Genomic DNA, 25,409 nt, shown 5'->3' with positions numbered 1-25,409 from the left:
CAGGATGGCGGGCATGACGACACCAGCTGCAGTGATCATGGATGCCGCCGCCTACGCACAGGCGGTAGAGGACGCGGTGAAGGCGTCGGCCGGCTACTACACGGGCGGCACCTCGCCGCTGGACGACGACGCCTACGACCGGCTGGTGCGCGGCATCGCGGCATACGAGGCCGCCCATCCCGACCAGGTGCTACCCGACTCGCCGACCGGGAAGGTCGCCGGCGGCGCCGTGGAAGGCGATATGCCGCACACGGTGGCGATGCTGAGCCTGGACAACGTGTTCTCCCCCGAGGAGTTCACCGCCTGGACCGCGTCGCTGGCCCGCCGGATCGGCCACGAGGTGGAGCGGTTCAGTGTCGAGCCGAAGCTGGACGGCCTGGCGATCGCCGCCCGCTACACCCGCGGCCGTCTCACCCGGCTGATCACCCGGGGCGACGGGACGGCCGGGGAGGACGTCTCGCACGCGATGGGCACCATCGAGGGCCTGCCGGAAGTGCTGGCCGAGCCGGTCACGGTGGAGGTGCGCGGTGAAGTCCTGATGACCACCGCCCAGTTCGAACACGCCAACGAGATACGCACCGCACACGGCGGGCAGCCCTTCGCGAACCCGCGCGGCGCCGCGGCCGGCAGCCTGCGCGCCAAAGAGCGTGCCTACACCGTGCCGATGACGTTCTTCGGCTACGGCCTGCTCCCCCAGCCCGGCACCGAGCCGACGCTTGCCGGACAGCTGAGCGAACTCGCGCACAGCGACCTCATGGGGCGAGCCCGGGCGCTCGGGGTGAACACCACCGTCACCACCGCTGTGCCTGGCATCACCGCGGAGACGGCCGAGCAGGTGCTGGCGCGGGTGCAGGAGATCGCCACGCTGCGCGCGACGCTGCCGTTCGGGATCGACGGGATCGTCATCAAGGCCGATTTGGCCGCCGACCAGCAGGCGGCCGGATCCGGCACCCGCGCCCCGCGCTGGGCGATCGCCTACAAACTGCCCGCCGTCGAGAAGATCACCCGGCTGCTCGAGGTGGAATGGAACGTGGGCCGCACCGGCATCATCGCCCCGCGCGCAGTGCTGGAACCGGTCGTCATCGACGGCGCCACCATCACGTACGCCACTCTGCACAACCCGGCCGACATCACCCGCCGCGACCTGCGCCTGGGCGACCACGTCATGGTCCACCGGGCCGGCGACGTCATCCCCCGCATCGAAGCCCCCGTCGCCCACCTGCGCACCGGCGACGAGCAGCCCATCGCCTTCCCCGGGGTGTGCCCGCGGTGCGGGTCGGCGATCGACACCAGCGAGCAGCGCTGGCGCTGCACCAACGGCCGCAACTGCCACCTGGTCGCCGCCCTGTCCTACGCCGCCGGCCGCGACCAGCTCGACATCGAAGGCCTCGGCACAACCCGCGTCGTCCAGCTCGTCGAAACGGGCCTGGTCGCCGACCTCGCCGACCTGTTCACCCTCACCCGCGACCAGCTGCTGAGCCTGGAGCGGATGGGCGAGACCAGCACCGACAACCTTCTGGCCGCGCTCATCGCGGCGAAGAATCAGCCGCTGTCGCGGGTACTGTGCGCGCTCGGGGTCCGCGGCACCGGCCGGTCCATGTCCCGCCGCATTGCCCGCTATTTCGCCACCATGGACCACATCCGCGCCGCCGACGCGGAAACGATGCAGCAGGTCGAGGGCATCGGCACCGAGAAGGCACCGTCCATCGTGGCCGAACTGGCCGAACTCGCCCCGCTCATCGACAAACTCGCCGCGGCCGGGGTGAACATGACCGAACCCGGCGCCACTTCACCGAGTGCGGCCGACACCGATGGTTCCGACGGCAGCTCGCAGAGCGCGGAGGCGGTGGGCGGTCCGCTGGCCGGGATGACGGTGGTCGTGACCGGCGCGATGAGCGGGCCGCTGGAGAAACTCAGCCGCAACCAGATGAACGAACTCATCGAACGCGCCGGCGGCCGCGCCTCCTCCAGCGTCTCCAAGAAGACCACCCTGGTCGTCGCCGGCGAGAACGCCGGATCCAAACGCGCCAAGGCCGAAACCCTCGCCATCCGCCTGGCCACCCCCGACGAATTCGCCACCCTCATCGCCGACTTCCTCGACTGACCCCCTGGAGGCGTGCCCCAGTTCACGCCGTGCACGGCCCCAACTGCGGGACACGTAGGGGCAGTTGACCGTTCATCTGTATGTGGCTGCGGAGGGGACAGTGTCCCCGGGCTTCACCTCAAGCCCATGGGGAAGATCGTTCGGCTGAAGCCCCATGGTGCCTGCCGCCGAGAGGCGACCGCCCTCCGCGAGCCACCGCCTGCAGCCCCGTCCAGCCGGGGCTTTCGCGTGTGCAGTCGCGGCCGACGAACACGACGGCCCGGTGCTGGAACGCGGCGCGCGGTGATCGCGATCACTTGGCCGGGGTCGTCCCTTTCCTCAAGGGGCGCCCGCTGATGAGGAGCGACTTCACGCCGCACCGTAGTCCGACCACCAGCGGCCGCCGGACAGCCGGCAGCCGGGGTCGGCTTCCGGGCCGCCGGCAGGTGGGCGGTCCGCGGCCTCCGGCGGCCTCCCTGCGTTCAGGGGGCCGCCGGCGGCGCTACGTTCTCAGCGGTTGGTCCACAGGTTCCAGCGCAACGGCCAGGTGCCATCGGCGCACTGGTAGACGTCCCAGTGTCCGCGCTCGATACCCTGCTGGCCGGCCGTCTGGCAGCCGCTCAGGGTGAAGTACTTGCCCCGGTGGACGTTGAGGCCGTCGGCCGCCTGGACTGCGGTCACGTGCGAGGAGGCTGAGGCAGGCGCCGCGACTGCGGGCGCCGCTGCGCTCAGGCCGAGCCCAGTCACGGCGATCGCCGCAAGGGTGCAGAACATGGTGCGTACACGCATGGTGAAGCTTCCTTTCGGTGGGGGATTCACAGTCGGCTCATGCGGCTTGTGCCGGCACGGCCATGACCACCGGCCCGCTCACCCTCAGGGGTGATCTGCGCAGCCGGTACGCCGAGTTTGCGGTGGTAGATCGCTCTTCGCCAGCAGGTCCCGTTTGCTTCACTGATGTCGGGATCAATACATTCCTGACCTGCTGGGACGTATCCGTCCCGGGACATGAAGCAGCCGACGGGACACGGCTGCGGCACCTGCAGGGAGACCCTTGTCGATGAGTGGCCAACGTCCGGAGGACGCAGCGGCAGCACGGAGGCTGGGCGAGGCGCTGCGGGGACTGCAGCGACGCTCGGGCAGCACGCTTCGCGCCCTGGAAACCCAGGTCCGCATCAGCGACTCGTCCCTCTCCCGCTACTTCCGCGGCGAGACCGTGCCTCCGTGGCCCGTTGTCCGGGACCTGTGCCGGGCGCTGGGAGCAGACCCCAGCGTGTACCGGGCTTTGTGGGAGGCCGCTGACCGCAGGCGGTCCGAGGAACCAGCCCCTGCCGCCCCGTCACCAAAACCCTCCCTCACCTGGCGGCGCCGTCTGCGCAAGCACCTGTCCGGTCCATGGGGCTTCGCCGCGGCCGGCACCGCCATCGGCCTTGCGGCCGGGCTGACGCTGTTCGGCCTCCAGCACTCACCCGCAGCGACCCCTGCACAGGACGTCACCGCAGCGAAGGACGCGAAGACCGGCTATGGCGATGCCGGCGTGCTCGTCCACAACGTCGAAGAGAAATGCCAGAAACCCCGTACGCACGAATGCGCGCTGCATCTGGCCTGGGACCCCTACCGCCCCTACACGACGGCCAACTCTGCCGACCGTGTCTGGCACCAGGACCTGCTGCACGCGCGTTGCCGGATCGCCGACGGCGTCACCGTCACCGACGAGGAGGAGAAACACAGCAGCATCTGGATCCAGGTCGCACGGAAAGGGCAGCACCTATGGCTCCCCGGGATCCGCGTCGATCCCGACAGGCTGCTCCAGCTGAGCACCGTACTGCCCAGGTGCCCGACATAACGGAACAGCGCTAGAACCCAAGTCTCCCCCGTCCAGCCGGGGCTTCACGCTCTCCGCGCCGTTACGCGGCGAGCTCGTACCTCACGGCTCGAGCGGACAGCCGCCGGCAACGTCCCGCAGGGCCGCCAGTTCGGCCGCATCGGCGGCCAGGACCCAGCGCAGTTTCGTGCCCACCCACTCCGCGGCGTACTGGCAGCGGACCGCGTCGTCAGCAGAACATCAGGCCGAGACGCCGTGGCAGAGCCTGCTCGCCCGGCTGGTGGAGGTAGTACAGGAGGTGAGGGCCTGGGCCGCTCGCGCGGCGGGTTCACCACCAAGCTCCACCTGAGCGCTGACGGGTTCTGTCGGCCGCTGAGCCTGCTCGTCACCGGCGGACACCGGGCGGACTGCACCCAGTTCGAGGCCGTCCTGGAGAAGATTCGTGTCCCCCGTTACGGGCCGGGCAGGCCCCGCGCCAAGCCCGACAGCCTCGCCGCGGACAAGGCATGCAGCAACAGCCCGTGCCGCCGGTACCTGCGCCGCAGGGGCATCCGGCACACCATCCCGGAACAGACCGACAGTCAGGCCGCCCGCCGACGCATGGGCTCGCGCGGCGGTCGGCCACCCGGCTTCGACGCAGAGCGGTACAAGATGCGCAACACGGTCGAGCGGACGATCAACAGCCTCAAGCAGGCCAGGGCCGTGGCGACTCGCTACGACAAACGCGGCTGCGTCTTCCTCGGCACCGCCACCGTCGCAGCCCTCGTGATCTGACGAGGCGAGCCGTGGAGGAGCGGCCTGATGCCTATGTCACCGCCCTGATGGACACGCTGGGCTGAGCCCAGGCGGTCCGGGGCGCGGGCATGGCGGCGAGCGCCGAAACCGCCTTCCACCTCCGGCAGCGGAGCCGACCGCACCCTCGTACCGGGGCACCCCGAGTGCGGACTGGCTCCCGGCCGACCGTTCGGGCGGGGCAGCTGACCGGTCCGGCACACCAACACCGCCGCTCGCTCACACAGTTTCGCGCCTCGTGGCTTGCTGACTTGTGACTTGTGGCTGATGCACAGGACCCCCGGTATCCGCGGGTCGAACCGTGCGTGGCTCATCCTCTCAAGGAGGGCCTCGGCGTGCGCCCCGCCATCAGGCCCGCCAGAGCTGCCCGCGATGAGACTCCCGTCTTGCGGTAGACCCGGGAGATGTGGGTCTCGACCGTGCGGCGGCTCAGGCAGAGTCGTTCGGCGATCGCCGGGCTGGTGAGGCCGTCGGCGACGAGGTCGGCGATCTCCCGTTCGCGGGCGGTCAGTTCGGCGAGGCGGCGCTCGGGCCCGTCAGCGGCGGCGGCCACCGCCGGGCCAACCGCCTCGGCAAGACCGGTCAGCATCCCGCAGCCCCCGGCCACGGCGAGCCGCCGCCCCCGGTGCCAGGCCGCCTCCCCGCGCCGCGAGCCGCCCGGGTCCGCCGCCGACAGGGAGGCGCCGAAGAGCAGGGAGAACGCCTCCCAGAACACCCCTCCGCTGCGGGCGCTCTCGTCGGCCGCCGCCACGAACAGGTCCGCCGCCGCCTTGTCGTCACCGAGACCGAGGCGTATCTGCGCGGCGCTGCGCATGGCAGAGGCGCGCTGCACGGGCAGATCGAGCCGCTCGGCCTCCTCGCGGGCCCGCTCGGCCCATTCCTTCGCCGTGTCCAGGTCACCCATGGTGACGGCGGCGGTCACCAGGACCTCCAGGAACAGCGGACGCATGGAGGGCTGCATTCGCCGCAGGCCGGGGCCGCCGGCACGCAGGACCGCCTCCCGGGCACGAGCCGGGTCGCCGGCGGTGAGCGCCGCGTAGCCGAGTACACACCAAGCGATGGACGCCCACCAGTTGACGCCCAATCCGGCCGCGGCCACCGCCTCCCCGGCGGTGGCCAGTGGCCGCGGATCGCCGGGTGGGCACGCGTCGACCAGGGCGTGGGCCCTGGTGGCGAGGACGAAGGCGAGCAGTTCGTCACTGCCGATGCCGCGGGCGATGTCCTCGGCCTCCTCGGACAGTTCCACCGCCGACGCGAGCCGGCAGGTCTGGGTGCGCACGTGTGTCTTGCACAGGAGAAGGTGGGGCAGGAGGTAGATCTGGCCGGTGCGGCGGGCAATGGCCAGGCCGCGATCGGCGTGCCGCTCGGCGTCGGCGAAGCGCTCCAGGAACGCCTCCGCCCAGGCCAGCCGTACCAGCGGCTCGCACAGGCCGGTCAGATCGCCGTCCGGCAGCGAGTCCACGAGGGCCGCCGCCCGGCGGGTGAAGTCGTCCGCCGCGGCCGTCTCCCCCTCGTACGCCTCCCCCAGCGCCGCGACGCTCAGCGCACCCGCCACCCCCGTCTCGTCCCCGAGGAAGCGGGCCACCTCCAGGGTGTGTGCCACCTCGGAGCGCACTGCCTGGTACGACGTGTCGTGCGGGGCCGAGGAGCCCAGCTCCAGGCCCAGCGCCACCTGGTCGGCGAGCGACGGCGCGGGATCAGTGCGGTGCAACTCGCGGCGGAGCAGGGCGACCGCCTCCGAGTAACGCCCCAGGTGGCGCTCCATGACGGCGCACAGCACGACAGCAGACGCCCGCGACCCCGTCCCGTCGCCCGGGTCGGGCAGGGCGATCACCTGGTGCAACAGGTCCCGGCTCTCCCGGAGCCGACCGCCGACGCCCAGCGCCCGGGCCCGCCGCAGCATCAACTCGCGCCGTCTGGCCGCGTGTTCCGGCGTGTGCGGAAGATGCCGCAGCACCACCTCAAGCCAGTGCGCGCTGCTCGCGGGCGCCGTCTGCGCGGCCTGCTCGGCGGCCTCGTCCAGCACCGCCGCCGCCCGCGCGTCCCAGCCGGACAGCGACTGCTCGGCGTGGTGCGCCCGCTCGGCCAACGGGGCGCCGGTCCGGGCGAGTTCGGCGCCGACGAGCCGGTGGGTCTCCGTGCGCTGCCAGGGGTCGGTGCCGTCGCGGACGAGGCTGCGCAGCACGGGGTGACGCAGCGCGATCCGCCCGTGCGTGCCGGTGCGCAGCAGGTCGCGCCGGGTCAGTACGGCGAGATCGTCGGCCAGTTGCCCCGGCTCGTGGCCGGTCACCGGGCCGAGCAGCGCGGGCGTGGCGTGGTCGCCCAGAGCTGCAACCACTTGGACGAGCCGGCCTTGCGACGGCGTCAGTGGGGTCAGCTCGTCGAGCAGCAGCGCCCCGAGGCCGGTCGTGGACAGTCGGCTCACCGACGCGCCCTCGCGGTGCGCCTGGAGCAGGGTCAGCAGGTACAGCGGGTTGCCCTCGCTCGCGGTGAAGAGCCGTACGGCCTGGTCGGGGGCCAGGTCAGGGGTGAGCAGTTCGACGCAGTCCCGCTCGCCGAGCGGGCCGAGGACCGTCCGCCGTACCGTGCCGGTCTCCGTGCCGCGCGTGAGGGTCACGGCAAGCGGCGCGGGGCTCTGCCGATCGCGGCGGGCGAGGACCAGCAGGACGCGGGCGCGCACGGGGTGCCGTACGAGATGGTCGAGGAGTTCCAGCGACGCGGCGTCCGCCCAGTGCATGTCATCCAGGACCACGACCAGCCCAGACGCCGCGGCGTGGGTCAACAGGGCGGCGGCAGCCCGGTGCAGGTGGAAGCGGTCCGTGCTGCGGGGAGCGCCGCTCAGCACCGGGGCGACCTCGGCAGCCTCCGCGAAGGATTCGACGACCTCCGGGGCGAGGTCGGAGAAGGCGTCGGTGAACGGCTGGAACGGGATGTGCCGTTCGTACTCCGTCGCCCGGCCGCGCAGCACCGCCGCCCCGCGCCGCGTCGCGGCCAGGCACAGCTCGTGGACCAGCCGGCTCTTGCCGATGCCCGCCTCACCGCCGACGTCCAGCACCGCCGGGCGGCCGGGCACGTCCCCCACCAGTTCCGCCAGCAGCCGGTCGAGCCGCGCGAGTTCCGCCTCTCTGCCGACCAGCGGTGTCCGTTCCGTCGTCATACCCCCACGCCCCCACGACAGTTGATGCCCCGCCCATCCTGTCGTACGCCACGACGACCTGTGGCTTTGTGTCCTCGATCTCACACCGTGTCGACGGCTACGCGTCGACGGCGAGCCGCCGGCCCGAGCGGGTGGGCGTCGATCAGCGCGGGACGGGCAACCCTCGTCCGGGTGGGACGGGTGGGCCGGCCGGATGCGGGAAACTACGTAACCGATCTACGTGGGTGGTCCGGCAATCGGACGGCCCGTACCAGTTGCGGCCGTCGTTCGAGGCGGCCTGCGAGGTCACGGTCGGCGGCCGGAGACTCGTGGCGTACTCCGGGCACCGCAAGGTGATCCGCCTCGCGGACCCGGCCACGCGCGAGGACACGGCGGTCCTCACGGACTCGCGCAGCTGGATCCGTACGCTGTGCGAGGTCGACGTCGACTGCAGGCCCCTGCTGGCGTCCGGCGGCCGGGCGGGGCCGTCCGGCTCTGGGATCTGGAGAACCGAGGCGCGCGGACGGCCTCCCTCACCGGTCGCCGCGGCTGGGAGTACGGACTGTGCGCGGTGCGGAGCTCGGGGCGCGACCTGCTGGCCTCGGCGGGCCGGGACGGCGCGATACAAATCTGGAACCCGCGCGACGGCCGGCTGGTGCGCACGATCGACGGCTGTCGACCAAGACGCTGCCCGGCGTCGGCCGGCTTACCAGGCCCGGCCCGGTGCGCTCCAGCAGCTGGACGCACGGTCACAGCCATGGTGGGCCAGGACCGCGCAAATCATTTATCTCGCCAGGGGGTCGCGCTAACTGGGCGGCCACCGGAGAGCGTGCGCACCGAACGAGATCAGCGGCGAGCCGGGCCCGCGCACCCCGTCCTCGTACCGCCAGTAGCTCAGGCCGACGGTCCCGGAAAGGAACCCGGCGAGGAAGCCCAGCGCCAGCGGCCCCACCGGGTTGGAGGCCCCCTCCTCGACCACTTGCCCGCCGACTTCGAAGATCGCCACCCCGAACCCGAGCGCCGCCGCTACCCCGGCCAGGCCCAGCACCAGCCACGCCCACCGGCGGCTCCTGGTCGCCGCGACACTGAGCACCTTGAACTTCAGCGGCTTCTGGCAGCTCCCGCATTCCAGCGCCTCCACCCGCCGGCCCTTCTCCGGCCGCTCGATGTCGATCGGATGGAGAGCAAACTGGCGGACGACATGGCTGCTGTGGATGTCCTTGGACACCATGTGCGCATATCTCAGACTTGGATACGGCCCCAATTCCCGCTTACCCATTAACAGCCTCCCTATATCGGATACCTGTCGGACCGTCCCGATAACCGGTCAGTCCTTCCCCCACCAGCTATTTCGTGAATCCACGGCCCCGTTGGTCGCCGGGTCCCCACATGCTCAATCTCCGTAACTCGGAGAGCGCAGGACGTCGTCCACGTCGAAGCTGAACGTCGGCGTCGGGTACAGCGGGTCGGGCACACCCGTGGTGTCGGGCACGTCGTACGGGTCGGCGGTGGGCTTGCCCTCGGGGCTGCAGACGTGCGGCGCCGCTGGAGGCGACAGCTCGTACTCGGCCACCCGCTCGGTCCTGAATTTCACGTCCCCGCCGGCGATGCTGAGGCTTCCGGATCCGGTGCTGATGTGCTCGGGCAGTTCCTCGCTCTTGAGGGGCCTGCCGACGTACACCGCGACCAGGGCACCCACGCAGACGCTGCGGTCGCCGGCGTAGAGCCTCTGCGGCGGTTTCACGAGGTGCTCCTTGCGTCCGTCGACGCGCAGCTCGGTCCGCTTCACGGAGTCCATGTCGAAGTAGTAGTCCGGCGGGGCCCCCGTGGCGCTGGTCGTGTTTTCTCCGGCGCCCGCCGAGCCGTAGGTGAGTTTCCAGAACTCCACCTGAACGGTGACCGTTTCGCACAGCGGGCCGTAGCCCTCCACGCTCTCGTCGATCGTGACCGGGTCCTTGGAGGTGTCGACGCCTGCGGCGGGGACATCGGCCCCTATTCGCACCCAGCTCACAACCTGTTCCGTCGTCCACTCCCCGTTGGGGTGGCAGCCCTTGGCGTTGGTCGGGTAAGGCGGGGAGGGCGTGGCCGAAGCGGTGGTCGGGGCAGCGGTGGCAGTGCCGGTCACGGAGGGCGTGGCGGCCGATGCCTCGGTGCCGTCTCCGTCGCCCGAGCAGCCGGCCGTCAGCAGCGCGACGGCCGCCAGCAAGGCGGTGACCGGAGCGGCGGCATACCGAGCCGGCCGGTTACGTCCCGTCGGGGTAACGGCGCGGGCCAGCCACCGTACCCGGTCTCCTGCAGACTCCAGCAACGTCATCATCCCGACCTGTGCTCAGTGGCTCTACCCGTCACGCACGGTTCACCCTCGATCAAGACCCTTCCCTAAGCGGACACTGAAGAGATCAGTAGAACTACGCAATCGGCTACGTATGTTCGCCGGCTGCGGAGTTGCGGCAGTGGCATCCGAGTTGCGGGAGTGGCACCTTCTCCACGGTTCAAGCTTTGTGCCCCGAGGGCTGTTACGCGTCGATGACGGGAGCGCGGCGTTCTTGACTTGCACCTCGGGCTGAAGCCCGAGGATTCTGGCCTTCTCGATCGTTGCTGTGCCGCTACGCGGCACAGGGTTCGGTCGGGAATCCGTGGCTTCCTGCTTCTTCGCGCTGTGCCAGAACGAGTTCTGGTCTTACCGGCGCTCCGCAGGCCGATACCGCCAGTCCGGCGGCCGTCTTCACGTTGATCGCGGCGTTGGTGTCCCGGTCGTGGACGGTGCCGCAGGCTGTACAGGTCCATTCCCGGACGTTCAGGGGTTTGGGCCGTCTTTGACGCCGCAGGTGGAGCAGACCCGACTCGTCGGCTCGTACCGCCCGATCTTGATCAAAGTCCGTCCGTACCGTTGTGCTTTGTACTCCAGCATGTGCACGAATGAAGCCCAGCCGGCGTCGTGGACGGACTTGGCCGGCCTGGTGCGTGCCAGTCCCGTCACCGACAGGTCCTCCACGGCGATCCCTTGGTTCTCGGAGATCAGCTTTGTGGAGAGCTGGTGGTGGAACTCATGGCGGGCGTCGGTCAGGGCCTTTGCGTGATCGCCTTCTGTCCGGGTTCGTCAGGCGTGTCCGGTCGGTCACGAGAAGAGTCAGGGCACACCCGATGAGTTTTGTCTTCGGTGCCAGTCTGTCTGATGCAGTGTTGACTGGAAGGAGACGAGATGAGTGGCGGCTCGACGCCTCATGGCCGACAGCAGCAGGTGTTCGCGTTCTTGTTCTGTTCCCTCGACGGCTATCACGAGGGACCCGGTGGGGAATTGGACTGGGGCGTCTACGACGAGGAGTTCTTCGACTGGAACTTGCGCCAGACCCGCGAAGTGGGAGCCCTGCTGCTGGGCCGGCGCACCTACGAGCACTTCGCCGAGGTCTGGACCTCGGCCGATGCAGCGGAGCGGTTGCCCGAGGTCGCGGCCTTCATGAACGCCGTGCCCAAGACGGTGGTGACGGGCAGTGGCCCGGTCACGCCCTGGGAGAACACCCGGATCACCGACGGCAGTGATCTGGCCGCCGAGGTTGCGCGGCTGCGGGCCGAGTCCGCCGGTGACGTCGCGATCTTCGGGAGTTCGGGACTTACCGTGGCCCTGCTGGAGCAGGGATTGGTGGATGAGCTGCGGATCTTGCTGCATCCGGTGCTGCTGGGCCGTGGTCGGACCCTGTACGCCGGTCTGAAGGACCGCATTGACCTGACAGCCGGGGCGGTGACCGTGTTCCGTTCGGGCAACATCCTTTTGCGGTATCAGCCACCCGGCCGTGGCGAAGCTATGGCTGGATGAGGCCGAGGGCTGACAGGGGCCGGTGGTAGTCGCGGGCTGCGTGGCGGAGGGCGGCGGCGATGCTGGTGCCGCCGCCCTGGCGGTGCACGCCGATGGCGAGGTTGTGCAGGCTGGCCATCACGCGGGGCAGGTGGGCGGTGCGGATCGTGGAGTCGTCCTCGCGGAAGGTGCGGTCGCGGACGTGGTGCAGGAGATTCTCGATGTGCCAGTGGCCTCTGATCCAGGCAGCGAGCTGCTCGCCGGTGGCCTCGCCCGGCGGCAGGCTGGTGATCAGGTAGACGCAACCCGTATATCTCCTCTCTGTGGGCTGCCCCTACTTGAATGGAGCGACCTCGTGTCGCACCGAAGGAGGCGAAGTACCGCCCGGCGGAATCCTTGACCACGGTGACCGAGGAGGGCCGTGCGGGCAGGGTGCGGGACCACTTCACCTTCACCGCGCCGACCTTGGGAAGGTTCAGCTTTCCGGAGTCGGTCACCGACCAGCGGGCATTGGCGGTGAAGCGGATTGACTGCCGGTTGTCCCTGCGGGACTTGAACCGGGGTGCACCGGTCTTTGCGCCCTTGCGTCTCGGCGCGGGCGGTGGCCCGGTCGGGCCAGATGCGGGTGCCGATCTCCTCCTTGAGCAGGGCCCCGAAACTCTCCGCGGCCGCGTTGTCGAAGCAAGATCCGGTGCGTCCGCAGCTGTTCCGCAGTCCCAACTCCCTTACTGGTCGCTGAATTGGATCGAGGTGTATTCGCTGCCGCGGTCGCTGTGGATCACGCAGCCGGGCTCCAGGTTCCCTCGGCCGTGGGCCATGCCGAGAGCGTCGACGACGAGCTCGGCGCGGTGGTGGCCGGCCATGGCGTAGCCGACGACCTCGCAGGTGGCCAGGTCCAGCCAGCAGGCGAGGTAGAGCCAGCCCTCGGTGGTGGGCAGGTAGGTGATGTCGCCGACCAGCTTGGTCCCGGGGCGCTCGGCATGGAAGTCGCGGCCGATCAGATCCGGGGCCGGCTTCGCCTCGCATCCGGCCGGGTCAACGAACGCCGCCTGCGCCGGGTGACGCCACGGATGTCGCGCTCACGCATCACGCGGGCGACGCGCTTGCGGTTCACCCGCCGCCCCAGACGCCGCAGTTCGGCGTGGATGCGCGGGACACCGTACGTGCGGCGGGAGGCGACGTGCAGCACCGTGATCTCGTGCGCGAGCACGTCGTCGGCGGCCTGCCTGGCATGGCGGGCGGCCTCACCCTCGCGCCACGCGTAGTAGGAGGAGCGGGCGACTTTCAGTACCCCGCACAGCAAAACGATCGGGTAAGTCGCCTTCTCCGCATGGATCAACCGGTACAACTCGCTCACCGGTCGTGCTCCTTCACGAAGAAGGCCGTCTTTTTTCAGGATCTCGATCGTCTGCTGCTGTTCGCGGACCTCCTTGCGCAGCCGCTTCAGCTCCTCGCGCTCGGCGCTGGTCAGCTCACCGGACTCGCCCTCTCCCCGGTCTGCCTTCGCCCGGCGATAGCAGCCGCGCAGGGACTCAGAGCTGATGCCGAGTTCCGGGGCGAGGCGGTGACCGTCTTGCCCGAGGAATTGAAGCTTCCCCGTGATCTTGGACGCTCAAGGGAGTTGGAGGCTTGCCCGATCCGCGGTGGCGGATGCGCAGCCTGCCCAGTCAGCGGCGCTGGGACCTTCCGATGAGCGCGTGACACTGCGGGGTGTCCGAGGTGTGGGCCATACCCAGCAGCTCATGCATCAGGTCAAGTCCGGTGCTCCCCTGAAGAGTGGCGGCGTCGGCGGACCGCGTACGCCGCCACCAGCCCGAGGGAGCCGACGGCCAGGCCCGCGCCCACAGCCTGTTCGACGCCGGAGGGTCCCGTACTGCCGCCGGTGCCGCCCTGGACGCCGCGTGTCGGAGCAACGGAGACCGCGGGTGTCGGAGTTGCGGAGACCGCGGGTGTCGGAGTTGCGGGAACGGGCGTGCCGGTGACGCCCCTGCGGGGCAGTACTTCACAGGCGATACCGTCGTCCGGCCCCTGATCCTCGTCCAGGTCATGCGGGTCGCTGGGGTCGCGGTTCAGTTCCGCCTGCGCGTCTTCCTGGAAGTCGAAGTCCCTGCAGTCCAGGTCGGGTGGTTGCGCGTACGCGAGGCCCGTCATGGGGCCGGCGGCGGCGAGAACCATCGCTGTCGCGGTGAGCATGGAGCGGATGCCCATGTGCCGTCCCTTCCAGTCCGGTTGCCGCTGTGATCGTCACTGCGACCGTATGGACCCGGCCCGCCCCGGGCATCCGCTGTTGAGCCATACGAAGTAGTCCGGCCCGTGCACGAACAGCGGTCCAGACGGCCCGGTCGCCCACGACCTCCGGTCACCGCCGAACAGGGCCCACCAGCCGCTCCCAGCTCGCTGACCTCGAGGTATAGCCATCACCAGTGGAGTCGTTCATGGCTGAGCGGATGATCGAGGAGTACCCGAGATCACTGACGAGATGCGCCAGGCCACGGACACGGCCCGGCGGCAGGGCCTGCAGAAAGACCTGCGCACCCTCGCCGCCAACATCCGAGCCGACGCAGAAAGCCAGCATGTCGGCGCGGAGCCAGGATGGCAGACCGGAGTGGAACGGACTCTGCCCTGGATCGAGAACACCGCCAGCCAGCTCACCGAAGGCAAGCCATGGCGAGACGGTGGTGGTCGGCGAGTCGGCACGCTCACCCGCCGTGGTCTGGCCCGAGGAGGACGGCTTGGACGAGGCCCCCGTATCCGGGTCGTCGAGCAGCGGAGCTTGCGGAGGAGTCGCCAGGACTTGAGGGTGGCGATGGCTTGCTCGACCAGCGCCCGGACCTTCGCCTGGGACCGGTTGACTGACCGGCGGAAAGGCTGTCTCATCGGCCGCGGTAAGGGAGACGGATCGTGTTGCCTGCGCCCTGGTAGCCATTGTCCGCCCAGCAGGTGATGCCGGCCTCGGCGAGAGCGTCGATGAAGCGGTGTTCGCGTGCGGCCCGGACGTGATGGACGGCACCGGCCAGGGCAGGTGAAGCCCACAAGAGACGGCCCTTCGGGTCGGCTATGACCTGCACGTTCATGCCATGCCTTTTGTGTTTGCCCGAGTGGAAGGGACGGTCGGCGGCGATCCGGTCGATCGGCGGCGTCTCGTCCAGGATCAGATACGCCTTCGTGGACGCGGCCCGTACTGCTTGGGCAAGCGTGGGGGCGAGGGCGGCCAGGAGCTCGACGGCCTCGATGACGTATCGGTAGACGGTGGCGGTGCCGACCCCGAAACCGGCCGCGGGCTGGGCATAGGGGTGGCCGTTGCGGAGGTGGGTGAGGATGAGCAGAGCCTGTCGCCCCGCGCTCAGGCGCCGCCATCGGGTGCCGAGAGCGCGGCGGTGTTCTCTCAGGCGGGCGGCGAGGAAGCGGGGGGCAGAGCTGGACACATCGACGCCGGACGAGTAGACAAGCACGCGAAGCCTCTGGTGGAGACGGTTCTCTTGGTCGAAAACCCATCTACCAGGGGCTTCACCCGTATGTCAGCCCAAGTGCCCAGCTTCTGAAGTACGTTGAGAAGCGCCCGGTGGCAACATGGTCGCCATGTCCAACTCCTACGCGCAGCCCATCCTGAGAACGAGCGATGTCTCGGAGGGGTTGTGCATTGTTGAGCGGTTGCTCGGTATCGCCGATCTCAGGGACCTCGAAGTCGATTTCGAGGTGCGGATCTCCTCGAGGCACATCCTTTCAGCGTTGCTGGTTGTGTTGCCGGATACCCAATGGTGGGCGGAAGGGGACAGGGACGGCTCGTCGGAGAAGGGGGACGATCCGTCGGCACACCTGCCCATCCGGCTGCGGGGCTGGGCCATGCCATTGGAGACCGTACAGCCGTTCCTCAAGGCGGTGGGCGACAGCCCGGCCACGGTGCGGTGGGACTTCGCGGGCTGGCCCGAGGCCCCTGAAGTCGGCCTGGGTATGGGTGGTACCAGGGGCGCGTTCCTGACGCTGTGCATGAATGTCCGCGACCTGGACCTGGAGGAGCCCGCGACCGATCACACGGTTTTTGTCCACGTCAAGCAGATCGAGGCCGAACGCGCACCATGGCTGGCGGCCCAGGTCGGGTTGCGGGTGATTGGCGATCTGGTGATGGCGCCGTACTGAGAAGGTCATGAACAGCGTGGCGGCTGGATGTGCGGTGACGTCCGTTCCGACCGCTGGAGGCGTGAGTGGCCGAGCCTGTGGGGGCTGGCGGTGTATGCCACCGGTGGGTAAGTACCATGCCCAGCCATGGACTATCACCAGCAATTCCATCGCGCGGCGATCGAACGGGGCATCCCGGAGGAAGAGGTCAGCAAGTTCGCCGAGTTCCTGCGATTCGCGATCTGGGCAAGCGGGCGCCCCAACGACGTTCCGGTCGGGCGTAGCGGCGGGTTACCCCGGCTGCCGGTGGGCATGGAGTGGCCGTCCTCCGAGCACGGGCCGCTGCCGTTCGTCGCCTCCTTCGACTGTGCGGCGCTTCCCAGAGTGGACGGCCTCGCCCTGCCGGCGGACGGCTCACTGCTCCTCTTCTTGCACCACGAGTGGGCCCACGACACCTATTCCGTTGCCGACGAGCAGAAGTTCGCGCGGATTGTGTACGTACCGGCCGGCACCGACACCGCAACAGCGGAGGAGCCCGACCACGACGAGGACATGTTCTGCAACATGACGCTCGACTTCGTCGGCCCGCAGTACGACCTCTTCGCCACGGTCAACGCGGAACTGCCCAGCTGGTTCGAGGACGACGACGAGGCTTCGCAGTCCGACGACCAGGAGCACCTGGCTCGCAACCTGGCACATTTAAAGGAACTCTGCGCTCTGGCCAGAGAGCTCTGGCCAGAAAGCAACGGCGCCGCCGTCTATCTCGGCGGGTACTCCATGGGCATCGGCGAGCTTTCCACCGACAACATGTACACCACTCCGGAGACCAGGATGGCGGAGGACATCCTTGAGGCACGCGAAAAGGCCGGCGAACTCGTCGTCCCGCCGGACGAGTGGAATCTGCGCCTGGAGGAGGAAGCTCTTCGGGTGATGCGCGAGTGGGTGCCGCTTGCCCAGTTCGATCCGGAAGAGGTCTACCGAGCGCGTTTCCTGATCCGCCACGACGACCTCGCCGCCGGTCGATTCGACAAGGCACTCTCCTTCACCGCATTCACCGAATAGGCGCGCGTCGTCGTACGTCCCGCGACGCACGCCGATTGCCACACCCCGGCCGTCGAAGCTTCGGCGAACGTACAGCCACCTCCTCAAGGACCACGCCGGCCCACACGGGGCGGTAGCCGCCGGCCTGACGGCGAGGCCGAAGCTGTCCATCGTTCGCGACGCCGCCTAACAACCGCACCCCCGCGCCCCTGCCCTCAGAGGGGGCAGGGCGAACCTCAGCGGGGCTGAGACCGACACCGGCCTCAGCCCCGCTCCCGTTTTCAGTCCCCTGCTATCGGAGAGGAACAAGCCCGTGCCACCAGCGCAGCACACCCGGTGGTCAGCAGCAGCTTCCCATAGCTGATGCGGCCGCCGTCAGCGAGCGCCACCTCGTGTCCGGCAGGGTCGACCGCGGTGGCGGTGGTGCCCAGGCGCAGGTCGACGTCGTGCTCGGCGTACCACTGGGGGGATGGACGTAGACGGTGTCACGCTCGCCCTGGCCCAGCAGATAGCCCTTCGACAGCGGCGGCCGTTCGTAGGGGCGCTCGTTTTCCTCTCCGAGCAGGACTACGGGGCCGTCGAAGCCCTCTTCCCGGAGGGTCTGTGCTGCCTTCGCACCGGCCAGGCTGGCTCCGACGATCACGAATGCTGTGTTCGCGGCCATGTTCTCTCCTCTGCTGCGTTGACTCGGCCCGCACGCGAATGGCGATCCACTACCCGCCGGGCGTCGCCCGTGGCCAGGCCATCGTCGTCGATAGCCGTGCCCTGTCAGCGGTTGATCTGTCTCCCGTTGTGTCTGCCGACCGGTCGTCGCCGGAGACGGTGGCGCTGGGACCGTTCGTCGGCAACGGGCGGCCGGCAGGCGGCTGCGTCAGGCGGCGGTGCGCCTGGTGTGCAGTTCGGCCTCCAGTTGCTCGAACAGCTCGTTGCCGGAAGCGGTGAACTTGGCGATGCCCTCGTCCTCCGCTGGCGTCGTACACCGGCCGCAGCACGTCGCAGGCCCACCGCACGTCGAACGCGGTCAGCAGCCTGACGGCCTCCTCCACCCGTACTCCGCGCCGGGCCAGATCACCGACCTGCGCGTCGTAGCGGGCACCCGAACGGATCGCCTTGGCGAAGATCGTCGGATTGCTGGTGATACCCACCACCTGCTGCTCACGCACCAAGTCGGCCAGCCCGCCACCGGTGAGCCGGTCCCGGCTCAGATCATCGAGCCAGACCGCTACGCCTTCGGCGGCCAGCCGGTCCAATTTCTCACTCATGATCTTCTCCCATGCGTCGTCGCGGGATGCCGTCTCTAGGTTCCGTCTGGATCCTCGGCGGGCCGGGCGAGAACTCTTTCGCACACCCCGGTGGCAGGGCCGGGCACGTTCGCTCCGTCGGCTGCGGCGCGTTGGTTCCACACACCACCGTCCCCTGTGAGAGGCGCGGACCGCATCGATCCCAGATGCCTGCAGGCCGGTGAGGAAGCCGCCGAGGAAGGCCGCACGATGACGATCGGTTCTGGGAATAGTCCCCACGGCTTCACCATCTCACCGGGCCTGCGCTATCGCTCTCGCACCCGGCTGACCAGGATTCTGGGCGATCAGAGGAGGGCGGCACGGGCGGGTGGATCCGTGAGGCTCCACCCGCCGGGGTGCATTCAGTGCGCTCCGCGGCTGTTCACCGCTGGCGCTTGGCGTGGTAGCGCTGGGCGAGCCGTGCGAGCGCGACGGCGCCGAGGAGCAGTCCGAAGTCGCGCAGTGCGACATCGTAGTGGCCTGGGATGGTCAGCAGGTTGACGATGATGCCCGCCAGCCAGCCGGCGACGAGCCAGCCCCCGAAGCGCGGAGCCAGCGCCACGGCGATGCCGGCCACGATCTCGATCGCCCCCACCGCATACATGGCCGCCTGGGCGCTGCCCGGGACGATGTCGTCGATCCACGGCGCGAGGTAGGTGGGCCAGTCCACGAGCAGGTTGGCGAACTTGTCCAGCCCGAACAGGATCGGCGCCACCGTGAATCCGGTACGCAGGATCACGAACGCCTGGTAGCCGGGATCGGTGAGCACCGCCCGCCGCGGGGCGGCGGAGGTGGTGCTGGTGGTTGTGGAGGACATGGCCCTCTCCTTCTATCGACAAGGTTCATTAACAATAGAAGCTCCGGTCCGCTCTTTAGTCAATGACTGTGGGTTTTACACTGGTGTTTGTGGACACCTCGAAGGAAGTACGCGACCCCAACGTCTCCGCCATCGCCGCCCTCGATGAGCCGACCCGCAGGAGGCTGTACGACCACGTGGTGCGCCAGCCGAGCCCTGTCAGCCGCGACGAGGCGGCCGCCGCCCTCGGCCTGGCCCGACAGACCGCCGCGTTCCACCTGGACCGGCTCGCCGACGAATCCCTGCTCGACGTCGTCTACGAGCGCCGCAGCGGACGCTCCGGACCGGGCGCGGGAAGGCCGGCCAAGCTCTACCGCCGCTCGGCGAAACAGGTCACCGTCAACCTGCCGGACCGCCGCTACGAACTGGCCGGCCGGCTGCTCGCCCAAGCCGTGGAGGAATCCGACGCGACCGGTAAGCCGGTGCGCGAGGTCCTGCACCGCAAGGCCGAAGAACTCGGCACGCACCTGGGCGAACAGAACAAGACGGAGGTCTTCGACCTTCTGGACGGGTACGGCTTCGAGCCACGCCGCGAGGGCGATGCCATCGTTCTGGCCAACTGCCCCTTCCACGCGCTGGCCCGGGAGCACACCGAGACGGTGTGCGGCATGAACCTCCACCTGCTAGGCGGTGTCCTCAATGGCCTGGACGAGGCCGGACTCGAGGCACGCCTGGCGCCCAGCCCGGGGCGATGCTGCGTCCGACTGCAGCCGGCCGCCTGACCAGTTCGGAGCCCGATGGAACGGGGGCGTCGCTAACGAACGAGACCAACCGGCATGTAGCTGTGAAGCACAGACGGTGGGTTCGGGACTGCCGTCCTCGGCGAGTGCCCAGTAGGGCTTGGTCAGGTCGGCTGGGGTGGTGCGTGTCCTCGAAAACAGACACGTCGACGAACCTCCGCAACGCGCCCGGCGCCAGGGGGACCTGAGAGGCGAGGCGGTCAGGTGGCTTGGAGTCGGAAATGCAACAGGTCGGTGCCATCAGCAGAGGTTGGCTTGCCGTCCGAATCGGTGACCGCGGTCACGGCCAGGCCGACGGTCGTGGCCAGCTGCTCGAACTGCTCCGGGGTGTACCAATGCATGATCCACGGGCGCTCTTCGATGGTGGTGTCTGAGCCGTGGTGCCGTTCGTAGCGCAGAAGCGTCGTCTGTGTCCGCGCTGTCTCGTCGCGTTGCTCGGCGGCGACGGATACCCGGAGCTCGGCGCCGTCGGGTGTGGCGGTTGTGCGCACTCGGCCGATCTGTTCGGTGGGGGCCTGTGTGATGTTGCGATCAAGCAGTGTGACTGAGCGCCCGAGTTGACCACTGAGTGCTTCATCTGGCCGTGCTCGCGACCGGTTCTGCGCCGGTCGTGGCGTAGCGGCCTTCTTGCTCTCTCGGGACGGGTCTCGGAAGTCTGTCGGCGCTAACCGTGATCTGTCGGCGGTTTGTCGGTGGAGATTGGGAGTTTGGTCGGGTCGGTGCCCCCCCATGAGCACGCTGCCCGAGAGCACAAGGAGCCTGTCATCGTGTCTTCCGCATCCCAGAGCCGAGCGTGGGACGTTCACCGGCTGCCGTCTGCCGAGGGAAGGATTTTCCTGGTCACCGGGGGTAACGCCGGGATCGGCTACTTTGTCGCGGAGCAGCTCGCCGCCACCGGCGCGGTTGTCGTACTCGGCAGCCGGGACGCCGCGAAGGCCGACGCCGCCATGGCCTCGATCCGCTCGCGTGTCTCTGGTGCGCATGTGCGGCATCTTCAACTGGACCTTGCCGACCTGTCGTCCCTGAAGACCGCCGTGGACATGCTGGATCTCGATCATCTCGACGCGGTGGTCTACAACGCAGGGGTCGCTCTCGACGACCCGCCGCGACGAGAGACCAGGGACGGCCACGAGCTGATGTTCGGTACCAACCACCTCGGCCACTTCGCGCTTACCCGGTGGCTGGCCCCCCTGCTGTCCGCGGCGTCGGCGGGTCGCATCGTGACGGTGGGAAGCTTTGCGGCGCGGTCCGAGCGACTGGACCTGGGCGACCTGCAGTCGGTCCAGGACTACCGGTCCAAGCGCACCTACGGCCGATCGAAGCTGGCGCAGATGTGCTTTGGATTCGAACTCGATCGCCGCCTGCGTGCCGTGGACAGCACGGTTCTCAGTGTGGTGGCCCACCCCGGAGGCGCACTGGACTCCCTCACCCCGTCCCGCCCGCCGTTCGGCGTGACAACCCCCGGCGAGCGGCTGCGCGCCTTGCCCGCCGGTCTCTTGGTGCAGGGCAAGGATGCCGGAGCATGGCCCGTCGTCCGTGCCGTCCTCGACTCGGAGGTGCAGGGAGGGCAGCTGTGGGGGCCGAGGGTCTTCGGTTTGCGTGGCATACCGCGGCGTGAGCCCGTCCCCTCGCATATGTCCGACCCGGCCGTCGCCGCTCGCCTGTGGGCCGTCAGCGGTGACCTGGTCGGCACGGATCCGCACCTCGGTTTTCGGTAGGCGCGGAGCCGCGCCCGCCCAGGCCCGGGTGACCGCCAGTTCGTCCGGCTGCAGCCGGCTCGTGGCCAAGCGCACGTGCCGGTTGTCGAACCTCCGGCCACAGTACGACGCTGGCCGGCACGGCGACTTCCGGACCTGGTGCCAAGCCCTATGGGTTGAAGTCGCCCACGTACGCGATCCGCCGGCCCTTGAGGGTGCGGTCCCGCTCCAGGACGACCCCTGTACTGGCGTACGCGCACAGGGCCTTGCTCAGGGCGCCGGAATCGGAAAGGTCCGCAACGTCGAGCAGTCCCTCCACGATGGCCAGGGCCAGGGCCTGGCAGCGGTCTCCCAGCCGGTCGGTCAGCCGCAGTTGCTCCCGGATGAACCTGCGCAGCGGTCCAGGATCCCGCTGGGTGTAGGCGGCGTACGCGTCCTGCGCCCAGCGCACCAGTCGTAGCGCCTTCGACTCGTCGGCGGCAATCACCGCCTACTTCAGGGCACCGCGCATCGTCGACGGGAACGCCATGCACGACGGACACGGCGCGCGTGAGCACCGCTTGATGCAGTTCAGCGCCAAGCGGGTCGGCTGGTCCCGGTCAGGCTGCCGGGGCGGTCAGGACGGCCTTGGCAGCCAGCCGGAGATTCCTGATCATCGGATTCGGGTCGCCCTTGCGGCTGACCAGGACGACCTGGCTGGGGGGAGCGTCCTCGATCGGGACGGTGATGAGGTTGGGACGCAGTGAGCTACGCCGATCGCCGACCGGTAGCACGGCGATCGCCCTGCCACTCGCGACGAGTTCGAGCTTGTCCTCGTAGCTCTCGATCGGCGGCACGCCGGCCCCGAGGATCCGGTAGGAAGTCCAGTCCGCGGTCTCGAACGCGCACGGCGCCGCCTCCTCGCCGGCCAGTTCGTCCGCGGTCACCGACGCGCGGTCGGCCAAGGGATGGCCGCGCGGGACCGCGAGCATCCGGGGCTCCTCGTACAGCGGGGTGGTGAACACGTCGTCGGCGGCGAACGGCAGCGGGGCCCGCGCGATCAGGGCGTCGACGCGCTTGTCGGACAGCGCCCCGACGTCGCGGCAGCTCAGGTACCGGGTGGCGATCTCGGCGTCCGGGTAACGGCGGCGCAGTTCCCGTACGGCGGCAGTGATCACCAGGTCTTCGACGTAGCCGATGGCGATTCGTTCGGTCTCGGCTTGTTCACGGACGGCCAGCTCGGCCTGGTGGGCGGCCTGCAGCAGGGCTTGGGCCCGAGGGAGGAAGCTCTGGCCGGCCGGAGTGAGCCGGGTGCCCTGGGGTGTGCGGTCCAGCAGTCGTGCGCCGAGATACTTCTCGAGCCGTTGGATCTGGCGGCTCAGCGCCGGCTGGGCCACGTGCAGGTCGGCGGCGGCCCGGCCGAAGTGCTGGTGCGCCGCCACCACGGTGAAGTAACGCACCAGCCGCAGTTCCAGGTCCTGCCCGAGATCGTTCACCCTTCCAGCGTACGCGTCATGCCGTTTCGGAATGATCAGGTTGCCGAACCGGTCTTGGACGGCCATGCCGTCCTGGGCCTTGACTGAGGGAGCAACGATTCCCCAGGAAAGCGACAGGCGCGATGAAGGCGATCCAGTTCCACGAAGCGGGCGGGCCGGAAGTTTTGCAGTATGACGAGGTGCCGGTTCCCGAGATCGGCCCGGGCGAGGTGCTCGTCCGGGTGCACGCGGCCGGCATCAACCCGCCGGACTGGTACCTGCGTGAGGGGATGAAGGTCATGCCGGCCGAGATGAGGCCGGCGCTGGAGTTCCCCCTGATCCCCGGAACGGACATGTCGGGCGTGGTCCAGGCGGTCGCTCCGGACGTGCTGGGGTTCGCCGTCGGTGACGAGGTCTTCGGCATGCTGCGGTTCCCCGGATTCGACGGCCGGACCTACGCCGAGTACGTGGCCGCGCGGGCATCGGACCTGGCTCACAAGCCGGCCGGCATCGACCACGTGCAGGCGGCTGGGGCACCGATGGCCGTGCTTACGGCCTGGCAGTACCTGGTTGATCTCGGCCACGACGTGCCGTCTCCCTTCACCGGCCAGGTGCACCAGCCGGTGCCGATCACGCCAGGGATGACCGTGCTGGTCAACGGGGCCGCCGGTGGAGTGGGCCACTTCGCGGTGCAGCTGGCGAAATGGAAGGGGGCACACGTAATCGCGGTGGCCTCGGGCCGGCACGAGCAGTTCCTGCGCAAGCTCGGCGCCGATGAGTTCATCGACTACACCAGGACGCAGGCCGCGGACGTGGTCAGCGGTGTGGACCTGGTGATCGACACCGTCGGTGGCCCGGACAGCTCACGCTTTCTGACCGTGCTCAAGCGCGGCGGCACCATGCTTCCGGTGTTCTTCGCCGAGTACGACCCGGAAGAGACGGCGAGTCTGGCCATCACAGTCTCGAACATTCAGGTGCGTTCCAACGGCCCGCAGCTCGCCGAGATCGGGCGCCTGTTCGACGAGGGCAAGCTCCAGGTCGGGGTGGACAGCACCTACCCGCTGCCCGAGGCGGGCAGCGCACATACGCGAGCCGCGCAGGGGCACATCCAAGGCAAGATCGTGCTGACGGTGGTCTCGTGATCGCCGAACTCCAGCAGACGGTGGCGAACTACGCACATGCCTTGGACGAGCTGAATATGCCCCAGCTGGAAGCGGTCCTGACCGAGGACACCACCTGGACCTTCACGATGCCCGGACAAGGAGTGCTCGGCCCGGTCGCCGGACGCACGGCGGTGCTCGACTTCATCCGTGACGGTCACACGGCCCAGACCGGAAGGGTGCGGCACCACCTGGGCAATGTCGTGGTCACGACGACGGACGCCGCCACCGCTGAGGTGCGGGCCTATCTGGTGCAGACGAGGAACACCGGCGAGAGCATCCAGATGATCTCGACCGGCGTCTACACGTTCGGCCTGCGCCGGTCCGACGGTGGATGGCGGATCGCCGAGCTCACCCTGACACTGGACAACGCCCTTTTCGATTGGGCCAACGACGAACAGCAATAAAGGCCCTCTGCAGGGAGATGCTCAGCCGGTCGACGCGTTGTTGAACGCCAGCAGGTGCGGCTGTCCCCTGGCAGGTCGAGCAGGCAGTCGGGGTAGCCAGAGTGGTAATGGCCGTTCCGGCGGTCGCGGGGGCCAGATCCTCGACGTGGAGAGCAAGTAGGCGGCGAGTCCCGCCACGTGTGCCGCGGCCTGCGAGGTGCCGACGACCGTTGTGCTCGCCCTATGGTCCCTCGGCTCCGGGATCGCGTGCTTGACCCGATAGCCGCATGGGGTGTCTTGTCACCGCTGACGCGACTGGGCCGGGTGCGGGGCTGCTCGCACTCCGGGCGAATACTGCAACTCTCGATTCCGACACTCCACCAGGGTGAGCGCTACCGGGTGGGCCGGTGCCCGCGATGCCGGCGGGACGATCTGCCGCTGCACATGGAGGAGGGCATGTGTCGCGCCGGCCTGACCTACGTGCGCGAAGTCGGCGCCGAGTCGGCGGCGGCGTCCTTCACGCAACTCGCCTTCGCCGGACCGCTCGCGCACCAGCTCAAGCAACGGGCCGGGGAGCTGGGCTTCGTCGTGCACAACCGGTCCGGCCCGGCCTCGCGTGCCCGGTCCCGCACGACACCTTCCCCGGACGAGCAGGCGGTGACCTGACCGGGGCCTTTCCCGAGATCCTTCTCGAACCGCCGGATGCGACCACTTGCCATCTACCAACGACCCCCGTATGGTCGTACGAACGTAAGGCATACGACCATACTGCAAAACCAAGGGAGCTCGTGATGGCGACAACTCGGCCGGTGGCACTCGTGACAGGCGCGTCCACCGGTATTGGAAAGGCGGCCGCCCTCGCGCTCGCCGCAGCGGGTTTCGAGACGGTGGGAACGAGCCGGAAGACGTCGGGAGCCGACCGTCGCGACGGCGTGACGTTCCTCGCCCTCGACGTGGGCAGCGACGATTCGGTCGCTGCCGCGGTCGAGCAGGTGATCGGGCGGTTCGGGCGGATCGACGTTCTCGTCAACAACGCGGGCATCGGCTCCTCGG

General features: G+C 69.2%; 24 protein-coding genes and 5 pseudogenes. 12 read left to right on the top strand and 17 right to left on the bottom strand.

From position 1 onward, the window contains the following. Window positions 1-13 precede the first annotated feature (13 nt). Entirely contained in the window at window positions 14-2,104 is a 2,091-nt protein-coding gene (gene ligA / locus ACTWQR_RS46275; protein WP_443233333.1) for an NAD-dependent DNA ligase LigA, read from the top strand. 489 nt (window positions 2,105-2,593) lie between these two features. Here the strand turns inward: ligA and ACTWQR_RS46270 are convergent, their stop codons facing one another. Further along, complete coding sequence (locus tag ACTWQR_RS46270) at window positions 2,594-2,872, bottom strand: hypothetical protein (RefSeq protein ID WP_443233332.1); 279 nt, start codon at window positions 2,870-2,872, stop codon at window positions 2,594-2,596. Between the two features lie 268 nt (window positions 2,873-3,140). On the opposite strand from ACTWQR_RS46270, the gene ACTWQR_RS46265 reads away from it, so the two are divergent. Together ACTWQR_RS46265 and ACTWQR_RS46260 are read left to right on the top strand one after the other, a co-directional pair. Next, a complete protein-coding gene (locus tag ACTWQR_RS46265) occupies window positions 3,141-3,926 on the top strand; it encodes a helix-turn-helix domain-containing protein (RefSeq protein ID WP_443233331.1) in 786 nt (261 codons plus the stop codon). A 234-nt stretch (window positions 3,927-4,160) separates the two neighbouring features. After that, window positions 4,161-4,679, top strand: coding sequence for an IS5 family transposase (locus ACTWQR_RS46260; RefSeq protein ID WP_443233330.1), 519 nt, complete (start codon window positions 4,161-4,163; stop codon window positions 4,677-4,679). Between the two features lie 328 nt (window positions 4,680-5,007). On the opposite strand, the gene ACTWQR_RS46255 is transcribed toward ACTWQR_RS46260, so the two are convergent. From ACTWQR_RS46255 to ACTWQR_RS46240, 4 genes and pseudogenes are all read right to left on the bottom strand, one after another. Continuing rightward, a complete protein-coding gene (locus tag ACTWQR_RS46255; RefSeq protein ID WP_443233329.1) occupies window positions 5,008-7,854 on the bottom strand; it encodes a helix-turn-helix transcriptional regulator in 2,847 nt (948 codons plus the stop codon). Window positions 7,855-8,638: 784 nt separating this feature from the next. Further along, window positions 8,639-9,064, bottom strand: coding sequence for a hypothetical protein (locus ACTWQR_RS46250; RefSeq protein ID WP_443233328.1), 426 nt, complete (start codon window positions 9,062-9,064; stop codon window positions 8,639-8,641). 162 nt (window positions 9,065-9,226) lie between these two features. Continuing rightward, a complete protein-coding gene (locus ACTWQR_RS46245; RefSeq protein WP_443233327.1) occupies window positions 9,227-10,039 on the bottom strand; it encodes a hypothetical protein in 813 nt (270 codons plus the stop codon). Between the two features lie 400 nt (window positions 10,040-10,439). After that, window positions 10,440-10,912 (bottom strand): annotated as a pseudogene (locus ACTWQR_RS46240) (RNA-guided endonuclease InsQ/TnpB family protein); the annotation flags it as partial. A 123-nt stretch (window positions 10,913-11,035) separates the two neighbouring features. Here ACTWQR_RS46240 and ACTWQR_RS46235 point away from each other — a divergent pair. Continuing rightward, a complete protein-coding gene (locus ACTWQR_RS46235; RefSeq protein ID WP_443233326.1) occupies window positions 11,036-11,647 on the top strand; it encodes a dihydrofolate reductase family protein in 612 nt (203 codons plus the stop codon). Here the strand turns inward: ACTWQR_RS46235 and ACTWQR_RS46230 are convergent. From ACTWQR_RS46230 to ACTWQR_RS46205, 6 genes and pseudogenes are all read right to left on the bottom strand, one after another. Beyond that, window positions 11,634-11,768, bottom strand: coding sequence for a hypothetical protein (locus ACTWQR_RS46230; RefSeq protein ID WP_443233325.1), 135 nt, complete (start codon window positions 11,766-11,768; stop codon window positions 11,634-11,636). The genes ACTWQR_RS46235 and ACTWQR_RS46230 overlap by 14 nt on opposite strands. Window positions 11,769-11,991: 223 nt before the next feature. Next, window positions 11,992-12,213, bottom strand: a pseudogene (locus ACTWQR_RS46225) (RNA-guided endonuclease TnpB family protein); the annotation flags it as partial. A gap of 138 nt (window positions 12,214-12,351) precedes the next feature. Next, on the bottom strand, window positions 12,352-12,624 hold the full coding sequence (locus ACTWQR_RS46220; RefSeq protein ID WP_443233355.1) for a DDE-type integrase/transposase/recombinase: 273 nt from the start codon (window positions 12,622-12,624) through the stop codon (window positions 12,352-12,354). Further along, window positions 12,624-12,983 carry an IS3 family transposase gene (locus ACTWQR_RS46215; RefSeq protein ID WP_443233324.1) on the bottom strand — a complete coding sequence of 120 codons (360 nt, stop codon included), beginning with the start codon at window positions 12,981-12,983 and terminating at the stop codon, window positions 12,624-12,626. Before ACTWQR_RS46215 ends, ACTWQR_RS46220 begins: the two co-directional genes overlap by 1 nt. Window positions 12,984-13,378: 395 nt before the next feature. Next, window positions 13,379-13,834, bottom strand: coding sequence for a hypothetical protein (locus tag ACTWQR_RS46210; protein ID WP_443233323.1), 456 nt, complete (start codon window positions 13,832-13,834; stop codon window positions 13,379-13,381). Between the two features lie 491 nt (window positions 13,835-14,325). Next, window positions 14,326-15,078, bottom strand: a pseudogene (locus ACTWQR_RS46205) (transposase family protein). A gap of 127 nt (window positions 15,079-15,205) precedes the next feature. Between ACTWQR_RS46205 and ACTWQR_RS46200 the strand changes: the two are divergent. Then, the gene (locus tag ACTWQR_RS46200; protein ID WP_443233322.1) at window positions 15,206-15,763 is read left to right on the top strand and encodes a hypothetical protein; all 558 of its coding nucleotides are present in this window, start codon (window positions 15,206-15,208) and stop codon (window positions 15,761-15,763) included. 126 nt (window positions 15,764-15,889) lie between these two features. Further along, the gene (locus ACTWQR_RS46195) at window positions 15,890-16,804 is read left to right on the top strand and encodes a DUF1963 domain-containing protein (protein WP_443233321.1); all 915 of its coding nucleotides are present in this window, start codon (window positions 15,890-15,892) and stop codon (window positions 16,802-16,804) included. Between the two features lie 311 nt (window positions 16,805-17,115). On the opposite strand, the pseudogene ACTWQR_RS46190 reads toward ACTWQR_RS46195, so the two are convergent. The 3 genes and pseudogenes from ACTWQR_RS46190 to ACTWQR_RS46180 form a co-directional block, all read right to left on the bottom strand. Beyond that, window positions 17,116-17,447, bottom strand: a pseudogene (locus ACTWQR_RS46190) (FAD-dependent oxidoreductase); the annotation flags it as partial. 283 nt (window positions 17,448-17,730) lie between these two features. Next, window positions 17,731-18,045, bottom strand: a pseudogene (locus tag ACTWQR_RS46185) (transaldolase family protein); the annotation flags it as partial. A gap of 400 nt (window positions 18,046-18,445) precedes the next feature. After that, window positions 18,446-18,880, bottom strand: coding sequence for a hypothetical protein (locus ACTWQR_RS46180; RefSeq protein WP_443233320.1), 435 nt, complete (start codon window positions 18,878-18,880; stop codon window positions 18,446-18,448). Between the two features lie 83 nt (window positions 18,881-18,963). Here ACTWQR_RS46180 and ACTWQR_RS46175 point away from each other — a divergent pair, with 83 nt between their 5' ends. Then, complete coding sequence (locus ACTWQR_RS46175; protein WP_443233354.1) at window positions 18,964-19,641, top strand: helix-turn-helix transcriptional regulator; 678 nt, start codon at window positions 18,964-18,966, stop codon at window positions 19,639-19,641. A gap of 218 nt (window positions 19,642-19,859) precedes the next feature. Here ACTWQR_RS46175 and ACTWQR_RS46170 read toward each other — a convergent pair whose 3' ends face one another. After that, a complete protein-coding gene (locus ACTWQR_RS46170) occupies window positions 19,860-20,150 on the bottom strand; it encodes a hypothetical protein (RefSeq protein ID WP_443233319.1) in 291 nt (96 codons plus the stop codon). A 276-nt stretch (window positions 20,151-20,426) separates the two neighbouring features. Here ACTWQR_RS46170 and ACTWQR_RS46165 point away from each other — a divergent pair, with 276 nt between their 5' ends. Continuing rightward, on the top strand, window positions 20,427-21,377 hold the full coding sequence (locus tag ACTWQR_RS46165; protein WP_443233318.1) for an SDR family NAD(P)-dependent oxidoreductase: 951 nt from the start codon (window positions 20,427-20,429) through the stop codon (window positions 21,375-21,377). A 148-nt stretch (window positions 21,378-21,525) separates the two neighbouring features. On the opposite strand, the gene ACTWQR_RS46160 is transcribed toward ACTWQR_RS46165, so the two are convergent. Together ACTWQR_RS46160 and ACTWQR_RS46155 are read right to left on the bottom strand one after the other, a co-directional pair. Further along, complete coding sequence (locus tag ACTWQR_RS46160; RefSeq protein ID WP_443233317.1) at window positions 21,526-21,843, bottom strand: hypothetical protein; 318 nt, start codon at window positions 21,841-21,843, stop codon at window positions 21,526-21,528. A gap of 112 nt (window positions 21,844-21,955) precedes the next feature. Further along, window positions 21,956-22,831, bottom strand: a complete 876-nt coding sequence (locus ACTWQR_RS46155) for a LysR family transcriptional regulator (protein ID WP_443233316.1) — start codon at window positions 22,829-22,831, stop codon at window positions 21,956-21,958. 122 nt (window positions 22,832-22,953) lie between these two features. Between ACTWQR_RS46155 and ACTWQR_RS46150 the strand changes: the two genes are divergently transcribed. From ACTWQR_RS46150 to ACTWQR_RS46135, 4 genes are all read left to right on the top strand, one after another. Beyond that, window positions 22,954-23,952, top strand: a complete 999-nt coding sequence (locus ACTWQR_RS46150; protein WP_443233315.1) for an NADP-dependent oxidoreductase — start codon at window positions 22,954-22,956, stop codon at window positions 23,950-23,952. Next, window positions 23,949-24,377 (top strand): nuclear transport factor 2 family protein, encoded by a 429-nt coding sequence (locus ACTWQR_RS46145; RefSeq protein WP_443233314.1) that lies wholly within the window; start codon window positions 23,949-23,951, stop codon window positions 24,375-24,377. The genes ACTWQR_RS46150 and ACTWQR_RS46145 overlap by 4 nt, the downstream gene beginning before the upstream one ends. A gap of 435 nt (window positions 24,378-24,812) precedes the next feature. Next, window positions 24,813-25,022 (top strand): hypothetical protein, encoded by a 210-nt coding sequence (locus tag ACTWQR_RS46140; protein WP_443233313.1) that lies wholly within the window; start codon window positions 24,813-24,815, stop codon window positions 25,020-25,022. A gap of 125 nt (window positions 25,023-25,147) precedes the next feature. After that, window positions 25,148-25,409: SDR family NAD(P)-dependent oxidoreductase (locus ACTWQR_RS46135; protein WP_443233312.1), on the top strand; the 262-nt coding region annotated here is incomplete at its 3' end.

This window comes from Streptomyces sp. 2A115, from assembly GCF_052245575.1.
GTDB lineage: Bacteria > Actinomycetota > Actinomycetes > Streptomycetales > Streptomycetaceae > Streptomyces.
Note: the sequence above shows the minus strand (reverse complement) of the source record. Positions and strands in the feature narration are given on the sequence as shown.